The sequence below is a fragment of the Exiguobacterium sp. RIT452 genome (assembly GCF_003598705.1).
Taxonomy (GTDB): Bacteria; Bacillota; Bacilli; order Exiguobacteriales; family Exiguobacteriaceae; genus Exiguobacterium_A; species Exiguobacterium_A undae.
Map to the genome: position 1 here is coordinate 382,948 of NZ_QXJB01000001.1, position 25,642 is coordinate 408,589.

Annotated in this window: 21 protein-coding genes and 1 other annotated feature; of the genes, 17 read left to right on the plus strand and 4 right to left on the minus strand. The window is 49.9% G+C overall.

Annotated elements, in window-relative coordinates; translation table 11 throughout:
- Window positions 1–47 precede the first annotated feature (47 nt).
- The 8 genes from mutS to nrdG all read left to right on the plus strand — a co-directional run bounded on the left by mutS (window position 48) and on the right by nrdG (window position 10,926).
- On the plus strand, window positions 48–2,579 hold the full coding sequence (gene mutS, locus D3D03_RS01950; protein WP_119922559.1) for a DNA mismatch repair protein MutS: 2,532 nt from the start codon (window positions 48–50) through the stop codon (window positions 2,577–2,579).
- A gap of 13 nt (window positions 2,580–2,592) precedes the next feature.
- Window positions 2,593–4,416 carry a DNA mismatch repair endonuclease MutL gene (gene mutL, locus D3D03_RS01955; RefSeq protein WP_119922560.1) on the plus strand — a complete coding sequence of 608 codons (1,824 nt, stop codon included), beginning with the start codon at window positions 2,593–2,595 and terminating at the stop codon, window positions 4,414–4,416.
- Window positions 4,417–4,590: 174 nt separating this feature from the next.
- The gene (locus D3D03_RS01960) at window positions 4,591–4,980 is read left to right on the plus strand and encodes a CidA/LrgA family protein (protein ID WP_035387643.1); all 390 of its coding nucleotides are present in this window, start codon (window positions 4,591–4,593) and stop codon (window positions 4,978–4,980) included.
- Window positions 4,973–5,653: an LrgB family protein gene (locus tag D3D03_RS01965; protein WP_026833429.1), complete on the plus strand. Its 681-nt coding sequence runs from the start codon at window positions 4,973–4,975 to the stop codon at window positions 5,651–5,653. The genes D3D03_RS01960 and D3D03_RS01965 overlap by 8 nt, the downstream gene beginning before the upstream one ends.
- Window positions 5,654–5,690: 37 nt before the next feature.
- On the plus strand, window positions 5,691–6,218 hold the full coding sequence (locus tag D3D03_RS01970) for an AAA family ATPase (RefSeq protein ID WP_026833428.1): 528 nt from the start codon (window positions 5,691–5,693) through the stop codon (window positions 6,216–6,218).
- 118 nt (window positions 6,219–6,336) lie between these two features.
- A complete protein-coding gene (locus D3D03_RS01975; RefSeq protein WP_026833427.1) occupies window positions 6,337–8,376 on the plus strand; it encodes an ATP-binding protein in 2,040 nt (679 codons plus the stop codon).
- Between the two features lie 275 nt (window positions 8,377–8,651).
- Window positions 8,652–10,493 carry an anaerobic ribonucleoside triphosphate reductase gene (locus D3D03_RS01980; protein ID WP_119922561.1) on the plus strand — a complete coding sequence of 614 codons (1,842 nt, stop codon included), beginning with the start codon at window positions 8,652–8,654 and terminating at the stop codon, window positions 10,491–10,493.
- Complete coding sequence (gene nrdG, locus D3D03_RS01985; RefSeq protein ID WP_119922562.1) at window positions 10,468–10,926, plus strand: anaerobic ribonucleoside-triphosphate reductase activating protein; 459 nt, start codon at window positions 10,468–10,470, stop codon at window positions 10,924–10,926. Before D3D03_RS01980 ends, nrdG begins: the two co-directional genes overlap by 26 nt.
- Window positions 10,927–10,979: 53 nt before the next feature.
- Here nrdG and D3D03_RS01990 read toward each other — a convergent pair whose 3' ends face one another.
- On the minus strand, window positions 10,980–12,455 hold the full coding sequence (locus D3D03_RS01990; protein WP_026833424.1) for a DHA2 family efflux MFS transporter permease subunit: 1,476 nt from the start codon (window positions 12,453–12,455) through the stop codon (window positions 10,980–10,982).
- Between the two features lie 166 nt (window positions 12,456–12,621).
- Between D3D03_RS01990 and D3D03_RS01995 the strand changes: the two genes are divergently transcribed.
- From D3D03_RS01995 to D3D03_RS02035, 9 genes are all read left to right on the plus strand, one after another.
- Window positions 12,622–13,530, plus strand: a complete 909-nt coding sequence (locus tag D3D03_RS01995) for a TetR/AcrR family transcriptional regulator (protein WP_119922563.1) — start codon at window positions 12,622–12,624, stop codon at window positions 13,528–13,530.
- Window positions 13,531–13,601: 71 nt separating this feature from the next.
- On the plus strand, window positions 13,602–15,047 hold the full coding sequence (locus D3D03_RS02000) for a SulP family inorganic anion transporter (RefSeq protein ID WP_026833422.1): 1,446 nt from the start codon (window positions 13,602–13,604) through the stop codon (window positions 15,045–15,047).
- Window positions 15,048–15,185: 138 nt separating this feature from the next.
- Complete coding sequence (locus D3D03_RS02005) at window positions 15,186–16,013, plus strand: fumarylacetoacetate hydrolase family protein (protein ID WP_119922564.1); 828 nt, start codon at window positions 15,186–15,188, stop codon at window positions 16,011–16,013.
- A gap of 231 nt (window positions 16,014–16,244) precedes the next feature.
- Window positions 16,245–16,991: a DeoR/GlpR family DNA-binding transcription regulator gene (locus D3D03_RS02010; protein WP_014970033.1), complete on the plus strand. Its 747-nt coding sequence runs from the start codon at window positions 16,245–16,247 to the stop codon at window positions 16,989–16,991.
- A complete protein-coding gene (gene pfkB / locus D3D03_RS02015) occupies window positions 16,988–17,908 on the plus strand; it encodes a 1-phosphofructokinase (protein ID WP_119922565.1) in 921 nt (306 codons plus the stop codon). Before D3D03_RS02010 ends, pfkB begins: the two co-directional genes overlap by 4 nt.
- A 17-nt stretch (window positions 17,909–17,925) precedes the next feature.
- Window positions 17,926–19,860, plus strand: a complete 1,935-nt coding sequence (locus D3D03_RS02020; RefSeq protein WP_026833419.1) for a PTS fructose transporter subunit IIABC — start codon at window positions 17,926–17,928, stop codon at window positions 19,858–19,860.
- A 117-nt stretch (window positions 19,861–19,977) separates the two neighbouring features.
- Window positions 19,978–21,123 carry an FUSC family protein gene (locus tag D3D03_RS02025; protein WP_026833418.1) on the plus strand — a complete coding sequence of 382 codons (1,146 nt, stop codon included), beginning with the start codon at window positions 19,978–19,980 and terminating at the stop codon, window positions 21,121–21,123.
- A 64-nt stretch (window positions 21,124–21,187) separates the two neighbouring features.
- Window positions 21,188–21,391, plus strand: a binding site (T-box leader).
- Between the two features lie 60 nt (window positions 21,392–21,451).
- Window positions 21,452–23,098: an aromatic amino acid hydroxylase gene (locus D3D03_RS02030; RefSeq protein ID WP_119922566.1), complete on the plus strand. Its 1,647-nt coding sequence runs from the start codon at window positions 21,452–21,454 to the stop codon at window positions 23,096–23,098.
- Window positions 23,099–23,172: 74 nt separating this feature from the next.
- Entirely contained in the window at window positions 23,173–23,694 is a 522-nt protein-coding gene (locus tag D3D03_RS02035; protein ID WP_369877364.1) for a pyrophosphohydrolase domain-containing protein, read from the plus strand.
- A 48-nt stretch (window positions 23,695–23,742) separates the two neighbouring features.
- Here D3D03_RS02035 and D3D03_RS02040 read toward each other — a convergent pair whose 3' ends face one another.
- From D3D03_RS02040 to D3D03_RS02050, 3 genes are all read right to left on the minus strand, one after another.
- The gene (locus D3D03_RS02040; protein ID WP_119922568.1) at window positions 23,743–24,030 is read right to left on the minus strand and encodes an MGMT family protein; all 288 of its coding nucleotides are present in this window, start codon (window positions 24,028–24,030) and stop codon (window positions 23,743–23,745) included.
- Window positions 24,027–24,998, minus strand: coding sequence for a cation diffusion facilitator family transporter (locus D3D03_RS02045; protein ID WP_119922569.1), 972 nt, complete (start codon window positions 24,996–24,998; stop codon window positions 24,027–24,029). Before D3D03_RS02045 ends, D3D03_RS02040 begins: the two co-directional genes overlap by 4 nt.
- A gap of 130 nt (window positions 24,999–25,128) precedes the next feature.
- Window positions 25,129–25,617, minus strand: coding sequence for a pyridoxamine 5'-phosphate oxidase family protein (locus D3D03_RS02050; RefSeq protein WP_028106649.1), 489 nt, complete (start codon window positions 25,615–25,617; stop codon window positions 25,129–25,131).
- Window positions 25,618–25,642 lie beyond the last annotated feature (25 nt).

The following is a 25,642-nucleotide window of genomic DNA, read 5'->3' on the forward strand; positions in this document are numbered from 1 at the left end:
AAGCCGACGGATTCCCGTCGGCTTTTTACGCGAATGAGGTGAAAATCATGGAAGCAGTGCACAACACACCGATGATGAAACAATATTTTTCCATTAAGGCGGATTATCCCGATGCCTTTTTGTTTTATCGTCTGGGTGATTTTTATGAGTTATTTTTTGAAGATGCCAAACAAGTGGCACATGAACTGGAATTGACACTGACGGCAAAAAACGGCAAGAATGCCGAACACCCGATTCCGATGTGCGGTGTGCCGCACCATGCGGCAAACGGCTACATTGAACAATTGATCGAACGTGGTTATAAAGTTGCTTTGTGCGATCAGGTCGAAGATCCGAAGTTGACGAAAGGACTCGTCAAACGTGAAGTCGTCCAAGTCATCACGCCGGGGACCTTGATGTCGTCGTTGACGGAAAAAGAAAACCGGTATCTCGTTGCAGTCGTCGAACAGGATGGACGATTCGGTATTGCCCGCGGCGATGTTTCGACCGGAGAAAGTGCCTTGACGAGTGTTGCGACAATCGAGGCCGTCGCCAAGGAATTGAGTATCATCTTACCGCGCGAAATCATTATCACGACGCGTGAACACGAAGCGGCACTCAGCCATCTGCAGATTCCGCTGACGGAAAGTACACGCCGGGAAAATCATCCGCACGGTGACCGGGCGATCGATGCGGCACAAGCAGACGCTTTTGCTGTGTTGTACGCATATATGCATGATACGCAAAAACGGTCGCTGGCGCATTTGCAGCCGGCACTGGTCTATGAAGCAGCCGATTTCATGCAACTGGAGCCGAATACCGTCAAGAATCTGGAACTGGTCCGTTCTGCTCGGACCGGCGATAAAAAAGGATCATTGCTCGGTCTGTTGGATGTGACCGGAACGGCGATGGGCGGACGGATGCTGAAACGCTGGCTCGAAAAACCATTGCTGTCGGAACGGACGATTACAGAACGGCTCGACGCTGTCGAAGAATTGTTGGCGCATTATTTTGAGCGGCAACAGCTCAAGGATACGTTGCGGGAAGTATACGATTTGGAACGATTGGTCGCGAAAGTCGGATACGGTACAGCTTCTGCCCGTGATCTCGTCCAATTGAAATCGACGCTCCGCTTGATTCCGCGTATTCAAGCCGCGCTTGAAGAACTGTTGAGTGACCGCTTGGGACAACTGGCACTCGGGCTCGATCCCCATGAGGAACTGACCGACTTGCTGGAACGTGCTTTTGTCGAAGCCCCGCCGATCTCGACGAAAGAAGGCGGGATGATCCAACCGGGCTTCGACCCGGCACTGGATGAACTGCTCATGGCGTCGAAAGACGGAAAGACATGGCTGGCGACACTTGAAGCAAGTGAACGGCAGGCGACCGGCATCAAGACGCTGAAGATCGGTTATAACCGGGTATTCGGGTACTATATCGAAGTCTCGCGGGCCAACGCCAAACTGTTGCCGGAAGGACGGTATGAACGTAAACAAACGCTTGCGAACGCCGAGCGGTATGTCACGCCGGAACTGAAAGAGAAGGAAGCGTTGATCCTCGGGGCGGAAGAAAAAAGTATTACTCTCGAATACGAATTGTTCTGCCAAGTCCGGGATCAAGTCAAAACACAGATTGAAAGTCTGCAACGGGTCAGTCGACGGATTGCGGAACTGGATGTCCTCGTCGCCTTGGCGGAAATCGCGGAACGTCATGACTATGTCCGACCGTTAACGATTACAGGACGAAACGTGACCATCGAGAACGGACGTCACCCGGTCATCGAGACGGTCCTGCCGCGCGGAGAATATGTCGCAAACGGCATCGCCTTGCATGAGGAACGGGAAATGCTGTTGATCACGGGACCGAATATGTCCGGTAAATCGACGTACATGCGTCAATTCGCCTTGATTGCCTTGCTGCATCAGATTGGATCGTTTGTACCGGCAAGCCGGGCCGAATTGCCGGTCTTTGATCAAATCTTTACGCGGATCGGAGCAGCTGACGACTTGGTCAGCGGACAATCGACGTTCATGGTCGAGATGGTCGAGACACAAGAAGCCTTGACCCGGGCAACGAACCAATCGTTGATTCTGCTCGATGAGATTGGTCGCGGAACATCGACATATGACGGAATGGCGCTCGCACAAGCCATCGTCGAACATATCGCCGACCACGTCGGAGCGAAAACATTGTTCTCGACGCACTATCATGAGCTGACCGTTCTTGAGGAATCGATGCCGCGGCTCGCGAACGTCCATGTCCGGGCGGTCGAGCAGGATGGACGAGTCGTCTTCCTGCATGAAGTCCGCGACGGAAAAGCCGATCAATCTTACGGGATTCATGTCGCGCGGTTAGCGGATCTGCCGGATTCCCTGATTGACCGGGCGGAAGTGCTTTTATCTGAATTTGAACAGACGGAAAAACAAACGCCTGAGTCACCAAAACAACCGGTTGTTCAGACGGAACCCGTCGATCAACTGAGTCTCTTTGCCGAGCCCGATCCGATGCGGGAAACGATTCAGACACTTGATCTGATTAATATGACACCGCTTGAAGCATTAAATACGTTGTATCGTCTGCAGGCAGAAGCAAGAAAGTAAGGAGGCGTAACACATGGGAATCATTCGGGAACTATCAGATTCATTAGCGAACCGGATTGCAGCAGGTGAGGTCGTTGAACGCCCCGCCTCGGTCGTCAAGGAACTGGTCGAAAATGCACTCGATGCGGGTGCGACACAAATCGATGTTGAACTGGAAGAAGCGGGCATGAAACGAATGACAATCCGCGACAACGGTCACGGCTTTTATCCGGAAGATGCAGAACTTGCCTTCGTCCGCCATGCGACGAGCAAAATCAAGGATGAGCACGATTTGTTCCGGATCAAGACACTTGGATTCCGGGGAGAAGCCTTGGCGTCGATTGCGTCCGTCAGTAAAGTGACGCTGAAGACGAAGCGGGAAGACCAGGAAGGGGTCCAGCTGACACTTGATTACGGGACATTAACGGAGCGTTCGGCGATTGCGATGAACCGCGGAACGGAACTGACGGTCGAGCAATTGTTCTTTAATACACCGGCCCGACTGAAGTACCTCAAGACGACGCATACGGAACTGGCAGCCATCACGGATATTCTGAATCGGGTCGCCTTTGCCCATCCGGACGTCAAACTATACGCCGTCCATGAAGGGAAAGTCTTGATTCAGACGAACGGATCCGGAGACGTCCGGCAGGCACTGGCCAGCGTCTACGGACATCAGACGATTCAAGGCACACTCGTCGCGACCGGCTCGACAGCCGACTATCAGCTGACGTGTCATCTCGTCAAACCGGAAGTGACACGCGCTTCGAAAAATTATATCACGCTGATTCTAAATGGACGTTCGGTCAAAAACTTCGCGCTGACGCAAGCGGTCTTAAATGGATATCATACACTGTTGCCGATCGGTCGTTTTCCGATTGCTGTAATTGAAGTGACGATGGATCCCTTGTTGATAGATGTCAACGTCCATCCGGCGAAACGGGAAGTCCGCCTGTCAAAAGAGGTGGAACTGGGTCAACTGATTCAGGAAACGATTCGGTTGACGCTCAGCCGCCAGACGTTGATTCCGAAAGTCACACCGCCGAAACCGAAAAAAGATCCGAGTGCGCAGGAAAAGTTAGAGTTTTCTTACGTGGCGGAACCGGTTGAAGAGTTGTCATCACGGTCAGTCTGGAACTATCCAATTCCGAAACGAACGGAGGCGGGGGATGACCGGACGGTGGCACCTAGCCGAATGGAGGCGTTGGAGCCATCCATCGAGCCGCAAGCACAGCCACAACCGGAACAAGTTGACGAGCCGGTCGCGACCGGTCCGAAGTTTCCGCATCTCGATGTCATCGGGCAGCTTCATTCTTCGTATATCGTTTGTGCCGGAGCGGATGGTATGTATTTGATTGATCAACACGCCGCTCAGGAACGGATTAAATATGAGACGTATAAAGTCATGTTCGGCCGCCCGCTCGAACAACGGCAGCAGCTGTTGTTGCCGTACACGTTTGAAATCGCAAGCGATGACATGCGACGGATGGATGAAGTCCTGCCGTTGTTGCGTGACGTCGGGATCGAACTGGAGCCGTTTGGTCCACAAAGTTTCATCGTCCGTGAAGTTCCGACATGGTTTCCGTCCCACCGTCAAGAGGAGACGATTCAGGAATTGATGGATGAAGCCTTGATGAAACGGAAGGTGGATCTCGAAAGTTACCGCGAGGACGCCGCCATCATGATGGCATGTAAAAAATCGATCAAAGCGAATCATCCTCTTAATCACGAGATGATGCGCCAACTGATTGCCGATCTTGCGAAAACCGAGATGCCGTTCACCTGCCCACACGGTCGACCGGTCATCATCGAATGGACGAATTATGAGCTGGAAAAACTGTTTAAGCGTGTCATGTAAAGAAGGACCCATCTGTTTTTGAACAGATGGGTTTGTTTTTCTCTGTATTGTGACAGAAAAACGGTTCTCCACCTGTGAGAACGGTTACTTCAACAAATCTAGCTCATTTCATTGATTGTTCACAAAGTGAGGCGGATAATGAATCCCGAATACGTTAAACAAGGGGAAATCATTATGCGTTCAAAAACTTTACTTGGTGTGACCGTGATCTTACAAATCGTCCTGATTTCATGTTTTGCCATGATCGGCGACTGGATCAGTCTGACCTTCCAGTTGCCGTTACCGGGAAACATCATCGGATTGATTTTATTGTATCTGGCATTAAAGAGCCGTCTGTTGCAAATCGAACATGTGGAGCGTGGGGGAAAACTCTTATTGCTGGTCATGCCGCTGTTTTTTGTCCCGGCGTTATCCGGCATCATGGACTATACGGACTTCATGCGTCAATCGGGGCTGCAGGTGCTTGTGATTCTGGTCATCAGCAGTTTGCTGACCTTGACCGGATCGGCGTACATCGTCGACCGTCTGGCACGCCGGAAAGAGGAGGCGACCGTTCATGAGTGAAGCACTGCTTTGGTTCATGTTGACGATTCTGCTGTTTGCCGGAGCCTTCTGGTTGTATCAGAAATATCCGTTTATCTGGATGTTGCCGATTTTGACGGTGACGGCTGCCGTCATTGTCATCTTAGCGCTGAGTGGGACATCACATGCTGTTTACATGTCAGGTGGACAGTATTTATCGAAGATGTTGGGTCCGGCGATTACGGCATTCGCGATTCCGCTTTACCATGTCCGTCATCACGTCCGTCGTTTCATTCCGGAGATCTTGCTTGGTGTCGGCATCGGAACGCTGATTGCGTTGACGTCGGATTTAATGCTCGGACTGCTGTTGCATCTTGAACGGACGACGAATCTGGCCTTGTTGCCGAAGTCGGTCACGTTACCTGTCGCCTTGGCGATTTCGGAACGGTCCGGCGGAACACTCGCCTTGACGGCGACATTTGTTCTCGTGACAGGGCTTGTTGGTTCGATTGTCGGTCCACGACTGATGACCGGTCTGAAGATTCGGCATTTCGTCAGCCGCGGCGTCGGTTTAGCCTCGATTGCCCATGTCATGGGGGCGACGAAATCGATGAGTCTCGATCAGCGTGAAGGGGCGGTTGGTCTGCTGACGATGGTGTTGACGGCTATCCTAGCCAGTGTCCTTGCACCGTGGATTATTCAAATGGTATATTGAAGGAAGATACTTCCAAAAAAGGTGGTACATCCGGACAATGATTATTTGGATTAATGGAACGTTTGGTGTCGGAAAGACAACCGCAGCCCGTGGGTTGCAACAACGCATCAAAGGATCACATCTCTTTGATCCTGAATTAACAGGTCAGCTGTTGCGACAGCAACTCCCGCGCGAGACGCAGACAGATGATTTTCAAGATGAACCGCTTTGGCGTCAGTTGAATCTGATGTTACTGGAACAAGTGGACCAGCCTTCAGCCGTCATCATCGTACCGATGACGCTGACCAATCCGGATTATTTTGACGAAATCATCAGTGCCTTACAAAACAAGGGGCATCAGGTAAAACACGTGACGTTGATGGCCAGTCCAACAACCATCCGGCGTCGTTTGAGAAGCCGTTTTGAACGTGCACAATCGTGGGGAGGGCGACAGGCGGCTGAACGGTTGCGCGCCTTGGCACATCCTGTCTTCTCCCATCATGTCGATACGGATGATTTGTCAAAACAGCAAATCGTCGATGTAATTGGTCTATTGTGTGACATTCCGCTGTCCCCTCCTGTCTAAGTACTGGGAATAGAAGGATTGAAACCAAACGATTGAGGGAAATAAAGGTGTGATGCGGCAGGCAAGTCTCGTATCAGATCTTTATTTTTTTTAGTTTTAGTAGGAGGCTTTTATGAATATGAAACAATGGATGACAGAAAAATTAGGGAGACAGTTAATGGCGATTTTTTACAGCGTCTTTGCACTCAGTGTGGTGACGTCTGTTGTCAGTTATCTGTATGTCGACAATGCAGCGGGTCAGACAAAAGAACAGGTTCTCGACCAGCTTCAGCAAACACAATGGTTTTGGTTTTTGAACTTATTGATTTTTCTTTTATGCTTATTGTTTATCGTCCGACCGCTTGTCCACCGGTTGACGATGCAGTTACACGAATTGAATATCAAAAGTCAGCGTTTGGCGGAAGGGAAATCGATTTCGCTGGAACACGACATTCTAATCGAAAACGAAGTGGGTCAGTTAACACGATCCTTCTATCAGATGGCACAGTCCATTTCTTCCCAACATACGGAACTGTCCAGTAAAAACCAACTGATGGAACAAAATCAAGAAACGTTGAAAGAAAAACAAAACGAACTGGAACGGGCACTGGAAGTGACACGTTCGAACGAACTGCATCTGCAAGACCGAAACGAATTGATTGAGACGTTGGCTTCGAAGGAAAGTTTGTTTGACTACTCCTCGGTCATCAGTACAATCGTACGTTTGACGAAAACAGAATTTGGCGCCTTGTTGCTCATTAAAAACAATGAAATTTCTTCAGTCGTGCCAAAAGAGATGACGGAGGAACAACAGGAAAGTCTGAAAACAGAATCGTTGCTGCTCAAACGGGTGATGATTTCAAAAGAGATGGCGAATTCATCAAAAAAAGTGGCCAACGATACGTTGATCGGCTTTCCGTACTACATCTATGAAGGGGTCATTCCCATCATGGATCCGGCGAAAGAAGAGTTGATTGCCTGTCTCTACTTGGCACGATTCGATCAAGCCTTTAATAAAAAAGAATTGAACGAACTGGAATCGTTCTCGAAACAGATTGCAATTTCTTTAATGCGGATGTCGTTGTACGAGCAGATGGAGTATGAACGCAAAGAAACGGCCCAACTCCTCAATTCTGTCCGGGAAGCGATTTTATACATCAAACATGATGAAAAAACGATTCTCGGAAACAAAGCCTTATTTGATATCTTCGAATCCTTGCAAATTGAAGAAGACAATGATTCGATGACCTTCCTTGAAGTGCGACCCGAGACGATGTTTGAACAGGTGGATCAAAAAGAAGCATTCGAAGCGTATTTTGAAGAAGTCTTATCCGGCCAGATTCCGGAGGGGATGTTCTCGTTATCGATTGACCAGGGAGAATACTTCATTCAGGTTTATGCGGAAGAAATCACTCAGGGTGAACAGGCGAAAGGAACGATTCTTGTTTTCCGTGATGTCACGGCGGAGACTGAAATCGACCGGATGAAGTCGGAACTCGTGTCGACCGTCTCCCATGAACTGCGGACACCACTCTCGTCGATTTACGGATTCACCGAACTGATGCTCAAACGAGAGCTGGATCCGGAACGGAATAAACGGTATCTCCAGACGATTCATGACGAATCAAAACGCCTGACGGATCTGGTCAGTGACTTTTTGAATGTCCAACGAATGGAGTCCGGCAAACAGTCGTATGATAAAGAAGTGTTTGATCTGATTGATGTCTTGAGGGAACAAACACGTTTTTATCAGGCAGCGACGGAGCAACATCGCTTACAACTTGATGTGGATGAAAACCATGAATTCTTGATTAATGCGGATAAAAACAGCATGAAACAACTGATTGGAAACTTATTAAATAATGCAATCAAATATTCACCGGATGGCGGCGATGTCGTTGTCTCCTTGACGCATCACCACAATCAGATTGAGTTGAGCGTCCGGGACTTCGGTTTGGGGATTCCAAGCAGTGCGATGCCACACTTGTTCAGCAAGTTTTACCGGGTCGACAATTCGGACAGCCGGAAAATCGGCGGAACCGGTCTCGGTCTCTCGATTTGTAAAGAAATCGTTCGGGCACATGACGGAAATATTGACGTCGAATCGATTTTAGGCGAAGGGACAATCTTTACAGTTCTCCTGCCGAGCGTGTCGGATACGTTGATTGAAATGGACTGAATACTAACAGGCAGGACCTGACAGGCGGAAGTAAGAACCGTCTGTCAGATCCTGCTTTTTTGGCTTGTCTGATAGAAAGTGAGTTTTCTCATAGCGGATTTGAATCGGATAAAAGCCGGCTCGACGGGATAGGGACGAATTTCTCGAAACATTTCGTGACGAAGTGACGGTTTTGCTTGCAAATCGTTTCAGGTATGCAGGGATTGCCGGTCAGATGTTGTGCTCGCTATAGTAGGCGAAGAGACCATCATCACGAAATCGAGGGAGAGATGAACATGGAACTGAGCACCTTATACGAGGAGGTCGTCCGCAATCCGTCCGCGGATGAAGTCCAGGAAAATGCGAATGTAGACGGAAAATCTCCGCTTGCCAAGCTGAACCGGATTGCCGGTGTGGCAGCAAAACGAATGATGCAGGAGCTGTTGCTGTCTAATGAGACCAAACAAGCCGTTGCCGCCAACCTCATCTATATCCATGATGCGGATTACTACGTGACGGGGACGACGACCTGTGTCCAATTGCCGCTTGGTCGCCTGTTGACAGAGGGATTCGACATGGCACACGGAACGATCCGTCCGGCGCAAGACATCCGATCAGCGCTGGCACTTGCTGCAATCATCATGCAGGCGAATCAAAACATGCAGCACGGAGGACAGTCCTATCCGATGTTCGATTACGATCTCGCACCGTTCGTCGAGAAAACCTACCAACGGCAACTTAAGAAAATCCGTGCGTTGATTCCGAAATGGTCGAATCGGCAAAAACGGGCGTATGCGCTGTCGGAAACGTATGAAATGACCTATCAAGCGTGTGAAGCATTTATTCATAACACGAACTCGATGCACTCGCGGGGCGGGGGACAAGTCCCGTTCATCTCAATCAATTACGGAACCGATACATCCGAGTTTGGACGGCTGTTGATCCGGGCCTTGCTGAACGCCACCAAAGCCGGACTCGGGAAAGGCGAAACGCCGATTTTCCCGATTCAGATTTTTAAGATCAAAGCAGGTGTCACGCTGCATCCGGCTGACCCGAACTATGATTTGTTTCAACTGGCAGCAGAAGTAACCGGAAAACGGTTGTTTCCGAATTTTGCATTCCTCGATGCGCCGTTTAACCGTTCGTTGCAGGATGGACCGGAAGCAGAAGTTGCTTATATGGGGTGCCGGACACGTGTCCTTGAAAACCGGCAGGGTCCGGATACGGTCATCGGCCGCGGCAACCTGTCCTTTACGAGTCTGAATCTTGTTCGTTTGGCGTTGACGACACAAAGTCTCGACCGGATGTTCGAAGCGGTCGCGACCTATACCGGACGGATCTGTGAGCAATTACTGGAACGGTATCAGTATCAGGCGGACCGGACGGCGGAGGAATTCGCCTTTTTGTATAAACACATATGGCGGGAAGGGCAGACACTCGCCGCGTCAGACCGTGTCGAACCGGTCTTAAGGCAGGGAACGTTGTCGGTCGGTTTCATTGGGTTGGCGGAAGCGTTGATTGTGCTGACCGGTCAACACCACGGCGAGTCGGAACTGGCCCATCGAATCGGTCAGGCCTTGATTCAGACCATGCGGACGGTCGTCGATCAATACGGTGAGAAGACGGGGTTGAATTTTTCCTTGCTCGCGACACCGGCGGAAGGTTTATCGGGCAAGTTTACGGCTGCGGACGTCCAACAATTTGGACGCATCCATCGCGTGACCGACAAAGGATATTATACAAACTCGTTCCATCTCCCGGTCGAGGCACCGGTCACGATCCGTGAAAAAATCCGGTTGGAAGCACCGTTTCATGCTTTATGCAACGGCGGTCACATCACATATGTCGAGACGGACGGAGCACTCGCTGAAAATCCTGAAGCGATTGAAGACATCGTCCGTTTGATGGCGGAGGCCGGAATCGGATATGGATCCATCAATCATCCGATCGACCGGTGTTTATCGTGTCGGACGGAACAAACGATGGAGCAGGCTTGTCCGGTCTGTGGGGGACAGGACATCGAACGGATTCGCCGGATTACCGGCTACCTGGTCGGAACGATGGACCGGTGGAACGATGCGAAGCGGGCGGAAGAACAGGATCGGGTGCGACATGCGACTGCTCCAGATTCTCGCTGACTCGGTCGTTGATGGTCCGGGCTTGCGGACTGTAATCTTTTTTGCCGGTTGTCCCCACCAGTGTGCCGGTTGTCACAATCCGGAGTCATGGGCGAGTGACGGCGGACATTACTACACCGTTGATCAAGTGATTCAACAGATTGAGCAGATCGGTTCACGCCGGATTACGATTTCCGGCGGAGAGCCGTTTTTCCAACCGGCTGCCTTGGTGGAATTGGTCGCCGCCTTGGCGGGTTACGACATCTATCTCTTTACGGGGTATACGTTGGAACAGTTGATGCGGGACGAGCAGGCGAGATGGGTGTTAGCCCGCATCGATTGTCTGATTGACGGGCGGTACGTTCAGACGCTTCCGGATCATTCCTTACGGATCCGGGGAAGCACGAATCAACGCATCTTGAAAGCCGATGCGTTGAAAAACTATCTGTCGTAAAAAAATAGACCGTTTCCTCTGTCAAACAACAGAAGGAAACGGTCTATGCGGCGTTACGCGTATTTTTTTTCACGGGCTGGTTCGACCTGGACGATCTCTTGCGTGACATCGCGTTTTTTGATGAAGAAGGATAATCCCAACGCGAGCAGGGCGAGTAATGTCGCAATGAAGAAGGTGTCATTGATCCCTTCAACCATCGACTGGGTGATGATCGTTTGCGGATTCGTACCGGGTGTTGCGTTTGCTGTTAATTCTTTCGCATAATCGGCCGTCCGTGATGTCATGACGGTGACGAGTAACCCTGAACCGATGGCACCGGAGACTTGGGACAGCGTGTTGTTGAGTGCTGTTCCGTGTGGCGTCAAATGTTGCGGAATATGGTTCAGTCCGTTAGTCATGACCGGCATCATGACCATCGAAATGCCGAGGAATCGTAACGTGTACATGATGACGAGGAACGAATAGGCGGTGTCTGCCGTCAAACGACTGAAGAAGAATGTCGTCAGGACGGTCAACGATAATCCGATCATCGCCAGGATGCGGGCACCAAACCGGTCAAACAAACGACCGGTGATCGGAGACATGAAGGCCATGACGAGCGCTCCCGGCAACATCAACAGACCGGAATGGAATGGTGAAATGCCGCGGATCGTCTGGACATAGATTGGCATGAGAATCATCGCCGAGAACATCGACATGTTCAGCACCATCGAGATTCCTTGAGATAAAGCGAACATTGGATATTTGAAAATCCGGAATTCAAGCATCGGCTCATCCAGCCGGAATTGACGTATAATGAACGAAGTGAGACTGATGACACCAATGGCGAGAGCACCGATGACCGTCAGCGATCCCCAACCGGCGGAACCGGCGGAACTGAAACCGTATAACAGTCCGCCGAAACCGAAGCTCGATAAGACGAGTGACAGTTGGTCGAGTCGCAGAGAACTCGTGACCGTTTCTTTCTTTAATAAGAAGAAACCGATGACGAGAACGAGCAGTGAAATCGGTGTGACGATATGGAACAACATCCGCCATTCGTAATGTTCTAAAACCCACCCGGATAAGGTCGGACCGATGGCCGGAGCGAACGTGATGACGAGACCGAAGATTCCCATGGCTTGTCCCCGTTTTTCAATCGGGAAGCCGTTCAGCAGCACGTTCATCAAGAGTGGCATCATGATGGCAGAGCCGGACGCCTGCAGCATCCGGGAGCCGAGCAGAATTGGAAACAGTTCCGCTTGACCGGCGACGATCGTTCCGATGGAGAACAGCCCCATGGCTGTTAAGAACAATTGACGGGTCGAGAACTTTTGGACAAGGAACGCCGATGTCGGAATCATGATTCCGTTGACCAGCATGTAACCGGTCGTCAGCCACTGGGCTGTATTGGCTTCAATGTTAAACGATGTCATGATAGAAGGTAGGGCGATATTTAACAGCGTCGAGTTAAGGACGGCGACGAATGCACCGGCCATTAAGACCGCTAAGATTAAATAAAGTCGAGATGATTGCTTGGTTGCTTGCATTTCGTTATGCTCCTTTTGTACAGTAAGTCTAATTTGTTATACACTGATTCTGCAACTTAGCTATCTTACCGTTTGAAGCAACAGATTACAAATTATTTGCTTTATACACTAAAGTATACGGTTGATTTTTGAAAAATAGACCACATTTAAAGAAAAGGATACGATTATGAACCCAAAAAAGAAACAGCTCCTTGATGCTGCCTACCAACTGTTTGTCGAAAAAGGCTACCAGTCGACCTCGATCCAGGATATCTTGGATCAAAGTGTCGTCTCAAAAGGGACCTTCTATAACTATTTCTCCTCGAAAAATGAATTGTTCATCGATGTCTTCAACACGGTTTTTGAAAAAATGCGCAATGCGCGGAAGGAAATTCTTGTCGGGCGGGATGTCTCGGATTACGAAACCTTCATCCAACAAGGGAATTGTTATCTGGAACTGATGCAAAAATACAAACTGTACACCTTGTTCGAAGAAGCGATTGCTTCCAATGAAAAAGAGTTAAAAGCCTTCATGGAAAATAACCGTCTGCTTGAAATCGAATGGACGTATCACCGTCTGCGTGATCTGTTCGGGGAAGCGAAAACACCCTATTTGCTTGATCTTGCCGTCATCTATACCGGGATGTTGCAGTACGCGATGTACTTCTTCCGGCAGTCGGAACCGAATACACAACCGGAGCGCGTTGTCCGTTACGTCTTTAACCGTCTGACCCATCTCGTCGAAGATGTCAGCCGGACGGAAGAACAGCTGATTCCACCACGCTTTCTGTCGGTCTGGCTCGATCGCCCGCAAGACGAAGTCGTCATCCGCAAAGAACTGTTCGAAAAAACCAACGCTCACATGAAACGGCTGATTACACTGTCGCCGATTTCAGAAGAGTCGAAGGAAGCCCACGATGAAGTGCTCGATTTCATCTATGAAGAGTTGCTCGAACGAAAGAAACCGAAAATTCATTTGTTGCGTCGTGCACTCGAGACACTGGCGGAAGATCCGATCTTCACAGGGCAGGAAATCATGACACGGTACCAAGGCATGGTCGACGAAATTGCTCATATTCGGACACGTGTTCAATAACAACTTGTCGAAACCGGAAAAAGGGAATAAGATAACAAAATGTGTCAGAACAAAATGAAATGAGGAATGGTATGTTTTCACAATGGAGGAAAGAATGGGTGTTGCAACCTAAAGCCGATATCCTGTCCGGGATTGTCGTCGCGTTAGCGCTTGTCCCGGAAGCAATCGCCTTCTCGTTGATTGCCGGTGTCAATCCGATGGTCGGTTTGTATGCTTCGGTCATCATCGCGATTGTGATCTCGATTGCCGGTGGACGACCGGGAATGATTTCAGCCGCGACTGGGGCGATGGCGCTCGTTGTCGTACAGCTTGTTAAAGATCACGGCGTCGATTATTTATTAGCAGCCGGTATTCTCGCCGGTGTGTTTCAAATTTTATTAGGGGTGCTCGGCGTTGCGAAATTACTGCGTTTCATTCCACGGGCTGTCATGGTCGGGTTCGTCAATGCCTTGGCGATTCTGATTTTTTCCGCTCAGCTGCCGCAGTTTGCAGGACAGAACTGGATCATGTACGCGATGGTCGCAGCATCACTTGCCATCATCTTGATTTTTCCACGGTTCACGAAAGTGATTCCGGCACCACTCGTCGCGATTACGATCATGACGGTCCTGACGGTCGTCTTGTCGCTCGATACACGGGTCATCGGGGATATGGGACAAATTTCGGCTTCTCTTCCGAGCTTCTTCTTACCAAACGTTCCGTTCTCTCTCGAGACGCTGCAAATCATTTTCCCGTATGCCTTATCACTGGCGTTTGTCGGATTGATTGAATCGTTGTTGACGGCACGGATCGTCGACGAGATGACGGATACGACGTCGAACAAAGCGACCGAGTCGCGCGGACAAGGGATTGCCAATATCATCGCCGGCTTCTTCGGCGGAATGCCGGGGTGTGCGATGATCGGTCAATCGGTCATCAACGTGACATCCGGTGGACGGGGACGTCTGTCGACGTTTACGGCCGGTGCCTTCTTGATGCTGTTAATGGTGACGATGAACGACCTGCTGATGACGATTCCGATGGGGGCCCTCGTCGGGGTGATGTTCTTCGTTTCATATGCGACGTTCGATTGGGGATCATTTAAGATGCTGAAGGATTCACCGAAAAGCGACTCCGCTGTCATGTTGGCGACGGTGCTTGTGACCGTGTTGACGGATGACTTGTCGATGGGTGTCCTCGTCGGGATATTACTGGCCGCGATTTTGTTTGCCTCGAAGATTTCACGAATCGATATCAAACGGCGCGAAGAGGGGACAACCGTCGTCTACGCAATCAACGGTCCAATCTTCTTTGCTTCGACGACAGCGTTCGTTGAACGATTTGATTTGACGGCAGATGCTTCGTTTAAGCAGGTCACACTCGACTTCACCGCGGCACATCTGTTTGATGATTCGGCGACGGAAGCGATCGAAACCGTGGTCTTGAAATATCAAGCGGCCGGGATCAAGACAGAGCTCGTTTCTTTAAATGAAGAATCGCAAGCGCTGGTCGACCGGTTGGCACGTCGGATTGCTTGACGATAAGCAGACTGACGTAACACTTTCTCTTAGGACAGATAAGGTTGGCGGATATCAAATCCGGCAACCTTTTTTTGTTGGAAAAGCAAACTGTATCGAAGATTTTTTCGGTATACTGGGAAAAAAGGGGGAGTACACATGAAATGGTTTCGTTTTGAGCAAGAAGGTCGTGCACGAATCGGTGTCGAGGTGGAGCAGGAACGGTATGATGTGACCGAACAAGTGTATACCGATTCATTACTCGAAGTCATCGTCCGGGGATTTGAGATGGATTTGGATTTGGACGTGGCACCTCGTCTGCAGGATTCCGTCCGATTGCTGGCACCCTACATACCGTCCCGGAATGTCATTTGTGTCGGGAAAAACTATGCGGATCATATCAAAGAGATGGATACGGCGGGGGCAGGGAAGTTCGTCTTGTTTACGAAAGCACCGACCTCGGTCGTCGGTCCGTTTGATTCGATTGAACGTCATGCCGGATTAACGAATCAGTTGGATTATGAAGGGGAACTCGCAATCATCATCGGAACGACCGGTCGGGATTTGACGCCGGAGAACGCCTTGGATCATGTTTTTGGTTACAGCATCGTCAATGATGTGACGGCTCGGGATCTGCAAAAAGAACACGTGCAGTTTTTCCGCGGTAAATCGCTCGACGGATTTTGTCCGTTTGGTCCGGTCATCGTGACGGAAGACAGCTTTGATCCGACGGATGTGTTGGTCGAGACACGGGTGAACGGTCAGCTCCGTCAGTCGGGGTCGACGAAATTGATGCTCCGTGATGTCGTGACGATTCTGACGGAAGTGTCGCGCGGAATGACGCTTGAAGCAGGCGATGTCATCGCGACGGGAACACCGGCCGGCGTCGGACATGGAATGACACCTCCAACGTATCTTCAGGATGGAGATATCGTCGATGTATCGATTGAAGGGATCGGTCATCTGCAAAATAAAGTCAAAGCGTGAATTTGAATAGTCGATGACCGTCTTTTTTAAAACCGCTCAGGGGATGAGCGGTTTTTTTGTGTAAACGGTCATCATATGACCGTTTTTGGTGTATAATAGACGTATAAGAGGACATTATTGTCGAATAAAGTCACATTTTGAAGGTTTTTTGACGAAAAACATAAAAAGTTGAACGATTTTGATTGATTTTTAAATGTAAACGCTTTATATTAAAGATGCGGAGGGAAACCAATGTTAACGAAAAAACGCCATCAACTGATTCTTGAGTTATTGGCTCGAGAAGAAGTCGTCAAAATGCAAACCATCGTCGATCAGACGGGAGCCAGTGAATCCACGATTCGCCGAGATTTATCGCAGTTAGAAGCAGCGGGACATCTTCGACGGGTTCATGGCGGGGCGACCGCCAATCACTTGCAAATTGATGAACCGAGTTATTTCGAGAAAAGTGATCGTTTCGTCGAAGAAAAAGACCGGATTGCCCAAGCGGCAGCCGACTTGATCGAAGACGGAATGTACGTTTATCTCGATGCGGGAACGACGACACTTGCCATCGTTCCTTACCTCGAACAAAAGGCGATTACAGTCGTGACGAACAGTCTTCCTCTAGCGAATACGTTACTCTATCACCGTATCCCGACGTTCGTCGTCGGAGGGCAACTCAAGCATTCGACGCAAGCACTGGTTGGTTACAACGCACGTGAAGGAATGTTGATTTACCATTTTGATGTCGCATTTCTTGGGATGAACGGTGTTCATCCGACCCAAGGATTCACGACGCCGGATCCGGAAGAGGCACTCGTAAAGAAGACAGCGATTGAGTTGGCAAAAAAGTCTTACGTATTAGTCGATGAGACGAAGTTGGATGAAATCAGTTTTAGTCGGGTCGCTTCATTGCGAGCGGCGACGATCATCACGACGACATCGAGCGAACAAGAAGCGAAATACAGTCAATATACAGAGGTGGTGAACGCGAAATGATTTATACACTGACACTGAACCCATCGATTGATTATTATGTCACGTTGCCGGTATTTGAAGCCGGTCAGGTCAACCGTGTTGAACAAGCCGAAAAAGTGGCGGGTGGAAAAGGGATCAACGTCTCACTCGTCCTGAAGAACTATGAGGTCGAAACAGAGGCACTCGGATTTTTAGGAGGAAGCACCGGACAATTCATTCGCAATGAACTGGAGAAGCAAGGTGTTTTGACAGCCTTTACGCCGATTGCCGATGAGACACGGATCAACGTTAAAATCCGTGCCGATCAGGAATCAGAACTCAACGCAGCGGGACCGAAAATTCAAGAAGATGAATTAAACGCGTTACTGACAGCATTCGAGACGATGCAAGCAGGCGATATCGTCGTCTTTGCCGGCAGCATCCCAAGCAGCTTGCCGCAGGATTTGTACCGGAAGATTGCACAAGTATTAACGAAGCGTGGTGTCAAATTTGCCGTCGATACGACAAAAGAAGCGATGCTCGAAGTATTACCGCTTGGTCCATTCATGATCAAACCGAACCATCACGAGTTGGGCGAGATCTTTGACGTCGAGATAACGTCAAAAGAAATGGCCGTCCCATACGCCCAACAACTGGTGGAGCGGGGCGCAGAGAATGTCATCATCTCCTTTGCAGGGGACGGTGCGTTACTCGTCAATAAACAAGGAGCTTACACGGCAAACACGCCAGCCGGTAAACTGATCAATTCCGTCGGTGCCGGTGATTCGCTTGTCGCTGGATTCGTTGCCAGTCACGCCCTCGGCCGACCGCCGGAAGAAGCTTTCCGTTACGCCGTCACGACAGGCAGTGCTTCTGCTTATGCCTTCGGGTTATGCACGAAAGAAGATATCGATCGTTTATTAACCGACGTAAAAGTCGTTGAACTCATTCAATCATAAAAAGGAGTGACTAACTCATGAAAATCACAGATCTTTTGACACGCGACACCATCAAATTAGATTTACGTTCGTCTACGAAAGCAACCGTCATTGACGAGCTTGTCGATGTCCTCGATCGTGCAGGGAAATTAAATGACCGTTCTGCTTACCGTGAAGCGATTTTGGCACGGGAAGCCCAAAGTACGACGGGACTTGGTGAAGGCATCGCCATTCCACACGCGAAGACGGCAGCCGTTAAATCACCGGCTATCGCCTTTGGACGTTCGACAGGCATCGATTACGAAGCACTCGACGGACAACCAAGCCGTTTGTTCTTTATGATTGCAGCCGGTGAAAATGCCGATAACGCCCACCTTGAAACGTTATCCAAACTGTCGGTTTATCTGATGGACATGAAGTTCCGGGATACGATTCTCTCGGCTCGTTCGGAAGATGAAGTGATTGCTGCGATTGAAGCAAAAGAACGGGAAGAAGAAGGTCCGGTCGATGTCTCTTCTCCGGAAGTCGCAAAAGACGCACCATACATTCTCGCCGTTACAGCATGTCCAACCGGCATTGCCCACACGTATATGGCAGCTGATTCCCTCCGTCAAAAAGCGGAAGAAATGGGTGTCCGGATCAAAGTCGAAACGAACGGTTCAACCGGTGTCAAAAACGGTTTGACGAGTCAAGATATTCAAGATGCGACAGCAATCATCGTCGCAGCGGACAAAGCCGTCGAGATGGATCGCTTCAACGGGAAACACGTCGTCGAAGTACCGGTTGCCCAAGGTATCCGTAAACCAAAAGAATTGATTGACCGTGCCGTTAAACAAGATGCGCCTGTCTATAAAGGCAGCGGGTCAAGCGACAGCTCAAAACCAGCACGTGGTGGTTTCTATAAACACCTGATGAGCGGGGTTTCTGCGATGTTGCCACTCGTCGTCGCCGGTGGTCTGTTGATCGCGATCAGCTTCTTCTGGGGGATCAACTCCGCTAATCCGGATGACGCATCGTACAATGAATTTGCCGCACAATTGATGTCGATTGGTCAGGCAGCATTTGGTCTCTTGATTCCTGTTCTTGCCGGATTCATCGCGATGTCGATTGCCGATAAACCAGGTCTCGCACCAGGTTTGATTGCCGGTTTCCTTGCAAGCCAAGGGAACGCTGGATTCCTCGGTGGGTTGATTGCCGGTTTCCTTGCCGGTTACGTCGTCCTCTTACTGATCAAAGTCTTGCAAGGTCTTCCGAAAGCACTGGAAGGCATCAAGCCGGTCTTGCTTTATCCGCTATTCGGTTCATTCATCACTGGTATGATCATGCTTCTTGTCATCAACGAACCAATCGCTGCCTTCATGACATGGTTGACGGATTCACTCAACGGTCTCAGCGGCGGAAACGCTATCCTACTCGGTATGCTCGTCGCAGCGATGATGGCGATCGATATGGGTGGTCCAATCAACAAAACAGCTTACGTTTTCGGAACAGCCGCATTAACAGCAGGAAACACGGAAGTCATGGCAGCCGTCATGGCGGGTGGGATGGTTCCACCGCTTCTCGTAGCCTTCTCGTCTACGTTGTTCGCACGTAAGAAATTTACACCACAGGAACGGGAAGCCGGTATCGCAGCTTACGCAATGGGTGCTTCATTCGTCACGGAAGGTGCAATCCCGTTCGCGGCAGCAGATCCACTTCGTGTCATCCCGTCAAGTGTCATCGGTTCAGCAATCGCTGGTGCCTTGACAATCGTCTTCGGTGTGTTGCTTCCGGCACCACACGGCGGTGTGTTCGTCTTCCCATTACTTGACGGACCATCGGGCACATTGATGGCAGTCCTCAGCTACGCTGGTGCGATCTTAATCGGAGCACTCGTCGGAGCAGCCATCCTTTCAATCTTGAAAAAACCGCTCGTCGATCAAGAAGTCGCGAAAAAAGAAATGACTTCAGGCGCCGGTACAAAAGCATCATAATCGATTGATTAGAACTCAAAATCACTCCAAGGCGACTTGGAGTGATTTTTTAATTGCGTTTTTCGGGTATTAGAGCAAGAATAGGGGACGTATCTACAATATGAAGGAGGTTCGTATATGGGCGGTCAATCTCTACAAATCGGACCACGTACCATTAAAACAGGACTTGCGGTCATCTTGGCCTTGATCATCAGTGATCTGTTTAATTTAAGCCCAATCCTACCTGCGATTTCAGCGGCGACAACCTTGTTGCCGTCCGTTTATCAAACATGGAAGCAGTTTCTCGAGGAAGCGGAGGCCAACTTGATCGGCGCCTTCCTGACGCTCGTCTCACTCTGGATTTTAGGTGACAATCCGGCCAATCCATTGGCGATCGGAATCGTCATCATGGCAGCAATCTCGATTTTGCTTGCATTTGGCTTCGGCCGGACGATTCCTCACGTCGTCTTGATGATTATCGTCATTCTGGAGAGTGTTGAAGGGGCGACGGATCCGTTATGGCAAATCGTCTTGATCCGTTACTTACTCGTCATGCTCGGGATCGGTTGTGCGCTTGGTGTCAATGCCTTGATCTTCCCGCCGCGTTACGGGAACGTCTACTATCAAAAGGCTTCAAAACTGTTTGAGAAGCTGCTTGTCGTCACGCGGGCAATCGCCTTTGAAGGAAAAGTCACACCATACCGGTCGGCAATCGACAAAATGAGCCGCTCGATGCTCGAGACGAAGACACTGTTTAATCTGCACCGGGAAGAGATTCGCGGCTCGCGGCAGCGGCATGTCTCGTTACTACGGAACTTGATCATCCTGCAACACATGCAGGCGTGCCTGGAACGGGGTGTCGCGACGGCAGAACGGTTCCGGGAGCGGGAGCAGGCACTCTCGCACATCGCAGACGATTTGCGGAGTGAACTGTTTTATCACGTCATGCACATCGCCCAGCGTCAGGAAAAGGTCTTGTTGACGTATGATCTGTTACTGACGGAAGAACCGCTCGCGATGGAAGATCTCGTCAAAGAAAACATTGCTTTCGTCAAACATTCCTTCCTTGATCGGGATGAACTCGAAGAAGAATTGATCATGGAAATTTTGCCAATTGTCGTCGCGATGAATGAATGGATCCAGGAACTGGAACTGTTCGAAAAACGGCTTAACGGTGCGCTTCGACGCCATGTGACATCGCTGTCGATCGAACAGAAATCCGTCCGCGATAAAACATTTAATCGTTTTAAACGAAAAAAAGCGATTGACGAAAGTAAAAAGTAAGCGTATAGTCCTCCTTAACAACACTTTAGTTGCTAACAGCGTAACAGCATAACAGAATGAAAGAAGTTAGACGAAGACGAAACCGAAGTAGAAACAATCTCCCTGTTTCAGAGAGCACGTGGCGCTGCGAACGTGTACACAGATTGGATCGAATTACAGTTTCCGAGTCTCTTGCCACGCAAGCGGAGAAAACCGTTATCCCGTAATGAAGCGATCTATGTCTACGTAGATTACCAGGGTGGTACCGCGGCCTTTCGTCGTCCCTGTCGAACATCTTTGTTCGGCAGGGATTTTTTGTTGTTCATCTACTTTCAAGGGGGAAATTCATATGTCTACACCAATCATTCCAAGTCACTTACAACCACACGTCGCACCGCAGCACTACGAAGATTACACGCCAACGGATCATGCGGTTTGGCGTTACGTCATGCGACTGAATTTAAATACATTACAAGATACGGCACATCCGGCATACCTTGAAGGGTTGGCTGCATCCGGCATCAGTCCGGAACGGATTCCGGATGTCCGTGAGATGACGGCGAACTTAAGTCGGGGCGGTTGGGGTACGGTTGCTGTTGACGGCTTGATTCCCGGTGTCGCGTTTTTTGACTTCCAAGGTCACGGTTTGTTGCCGATCGCAACCGATATCCGTAAAGTCGATAACATCCTCTACACACCGGCTCCTGACATCTTGCATGAGGCAGCAGGTCACGCGCCAATCTTGATGAATCCCGTCTACGCGGAATTTGTCCGCCGGTTCGGTGAAATCGGAGCGCATGCCTTTAACCATAAAGCCGAGCATGATGTCTTCAAAGCACTGAAAAAACTGACGATTGTCAAAGAAAGTCCGTTCTCTACACCGGCAGACATCGAGCAGGCAGAAGTCGCACTCGCCGAAACCCGGACCCACGTGACCGGGATTTCCGAAGCCAACGAAATTTCGCGTCTGTTCTGGTGGACCGTCGAGTTTGGTCTCATCGGCGACATCAACAATCCGCAAATCTACGGTGCCGGTCTTCTGTCATCAGTCGGTGAAAGCCGTCACTGCTTGACGGATGCTGTCGTCAAACATCCATTTTCACTCGCAAAAGCACTGGCGACGAAACATGACGTGACAAGCATGCAAAAGGAACTGTTTGTCTGTGAATCATTTGAGCAACTCCGGGATGCGTTAGAAGAATTTGCGCAGACGATGTCATACGTCCGCGGCGGTATCCACGGTCTGACGAAAGCTGTTGAATCGGGCAACTTGTCGACGCTTGTCTTTGAAAGTGGCGTCTCCCTCGTCGGTGTACCGGATACGCACGAGATTCATGAATCACTGCATCTCGTTAAGCTGACCGGTCCAACGGCGCTTGCGGCGAACGGGGAAGTCATGACGGGTCAAGGACTTGCGGACCACCCGGAAGGCTTTACACTGTTACACGGATCTGAATTAAACAAAATCCTTCTGCAAGTGAAAGTCGGCGAACAGCTGGACTGGAAAGAAGGTTCGGTTCAGGTGACAGGACAGGTTTCAGAGATCCAAAACGTCAACGGTCACCGTGCACTCGTCATCCTGGAAGACGCGCAGGTGACAAAAGGCGGAGAAACGACTGCGATGAGCCGGATGGAGTTGATTGTCGGTGACATCACGTCAGCTTTCCCGGGAACAGAAGTCGAAGCACTGAAACCGATTCCGGAGACGGTTGAGTTTGAGCGTGTCGAGCGACCGCTGACGGCGGCTGATCCGATCTTTGAAGCAGTCCGCGAGATGCGCGAAGGACGAGCGGACCGTCAATTGTTGCCACAACTGATTGATCAGACACTCAGTCAACTGCCGGACGCGTGGTTACTGCGTCTCGAGTTACTCGAACTGGCGGATGAAGTCGATCAACCCCGCTTGATTGCCGATCTTGACCGTCTCAAACAGACGTCAAAAGAACGCGAGGAATTGATCAGCCGGGGAATCCGGTTGGTGGATCACGTCCGATAACCGATGAACGCATCGAGAAATCTCCCGAAATCTGTTAGAATGAAAACCGTTCGAAAGTGAAACGGAACAGGGGAGTGATCGATTTGAAACAACCAAATTATTATCAAGACGTCAAACAGTTCCATCAGACGTTCCATCATCCGGGTGCGGACCACCCGACACCGATTCCACTGGCACGCGGAGTCAAACGGGCGACCTGGACGGCAGAAGAAGCTGTCGTTGAGTTTCTGCACCAGTCCTCACGTGATGAAAACGAATTTTTAGCAGCAATCGAGACCTTTAAGACGGGGCTTGATCGGGCGGTTGAAAAATCGTTACGCGAGACGTATCCGACGACTGAAGTGGAACAACTTGTCGGGCAAGGCGATGCGTTGACGGACGCCCTGTACTTCATCATGGGCAGTTTCGTTGAAGCGGGACTTGAACCCGGACCATTGTTTGAGATCGTCCAACAAGCCAATATGGCAAAACTCGGTCCGGACGGTCAACCGATCTTCCGGGAATCGGATCAAAAGGTCATGAAACCGGAAGGCTGGCTGCCGCCGGAACCACAACTGGAGGCGGAAGTCTTACGTCAAATGAAACAAAAAGCATAAAAAAAGGAAGCGGATCGCATCGAGAGATGCGGTTCGCTTCCTTTTTGTTCAGACCTGATAACGGGATAAAGAAAGTTTGTCCGCCCGGTCAAAGACAACACCTTCTGCCTCGAGGGCTAATTGTTGCTCCTCCCCCTCAAGGGAGATTGCGCCTTTAGCATTCAAGACACGGTGCCATGGTAACTGTTCCGTCCGACTCAGGCTGTGGAGAATCCGGGCGACTTGTCGTGCTGCCCGCGGATTACCGGCGAGACGGGCAACTTGTCCATAGGTCATGACCCGCCCTGGTGGAATCGAACGGATGATTTGAACGACTTTCAGCGTAAACGGATTCATCGTGTTTCGTTTGTCGAGACGATGTACTGTTGGATGTTGTCGTCTTCATCAAATCCGATGGTCACATCGATGATGCCTTGTTGCAGACGGATTTGAAGTTCAAGCCGGTCTTTGATGTCATCGGCCTGGGCAATGGTCAACGTCGGATCGACTTCGATTTCGACTTCGACATGAAAATGATCGCCTTCCTTGATGACTTCAAGTTTGCTGATATCCCGGACATCCGGATCGCGCATGATGATGCCTCCGATACGTGCTGCCATCGTCTCATCCGCTTCTCCAAGTGCACCGGCCGCATTTTGTAAAAAGACGTTACCAACGACGTAAAACATCATTAAACCAATGATGATGGAAGCGATCCCTTCTGCTTGATGAAACGGTGTCAGATGCGAAATGATGACGGCGATCATCGCGACGAGACCACCCGCCGTTGCGACCAAATCTTCGAGGAAGACGAGCCGTGTTGCCGGTTTTGCCTGTTTCAAGGCCCGGAAACTGTCGAGAATCAGCTTTGGACCTTTTGACGTCAAGCGGGCATCGTGGGCGATTTCTTGCATCGCTTTATAAAAGACGCCACTTTCGAGCACAACACCGACAAACAAAACGGACAGCGTGATCCAGAAGCCGGTCGATTCCGTCGGTTTGATGATGTGGGCAATTCCTTCATGAATCGTTTCATATGCCATGATGCCGACGAATAAAATCGCGCCGAGCAAGACGAGATTGACGAGACGGCCAAACCCGTTCGGGAATCGTTTTGTTGGTGCCTTTTTACTGAGGGCAGAGCCGATGAAAACAAAAAATTGATTGGCGGCGTCCCCAATCGTGTGCATCATTTCCGCAAACATCGCGACGTTGCCGGTTAAGACATAAGCGACGGCTTTGATGATGGCGATGACCGAGTTGACGATGCCGGCCGTCAGAGCAGAACGATTGCCCCGTTTTAATAATGTAATGAATTCTCCCATGATGCGTCTCCTTTAGCTAACAAACTTGATTACTAATAGTAGTATGTTACACCAGATGACGTGATTAAAACCAATTTGAACAAAAAAAGACCATATCACCAAACGGCGACATGGTCTAGAAGGCAGTGGATCAAGAAAGGTCCACTTTTTTATTGATTTCGTTCGAGTCATCGTTACCGACCGCTTTTTTCAAGAGTTGTTTTACGGATTTTGTCGTATTTCCGGTTTCCCAGTATTCGGCGCCTTCCGTATTCACCTTGATTAAGACGACTTTTGGATCTTCGTATGTCGTACCGAGATACGCTTCGTAACGCGGGCTCCAAAGTTCTTTTTTACGGTTGATGTCTTCGACGAATTCTGCTTTCCCGCGAATCGAGACGTATGATTTGTCGACATACGCGACGTTGACGTTCGGATTTTTAAGAATTTCGTTATATTTGCCTGTTTCTTTTGATGTAAGGAACCAGAGATCGCCATCGAACTCGATATCCTGAGTTTGCATTGGACGTGAGACAAGACCTTCATCAGAGATGGTCGTCAGCATCGCCGTTTCGATTTTATCGATTAATTTTTTGACCGTTTCGACTGCTTCTTGGTTTGATGTATGATTCGTTGACATGAAAAACACCTCATCCTTTAAGTTT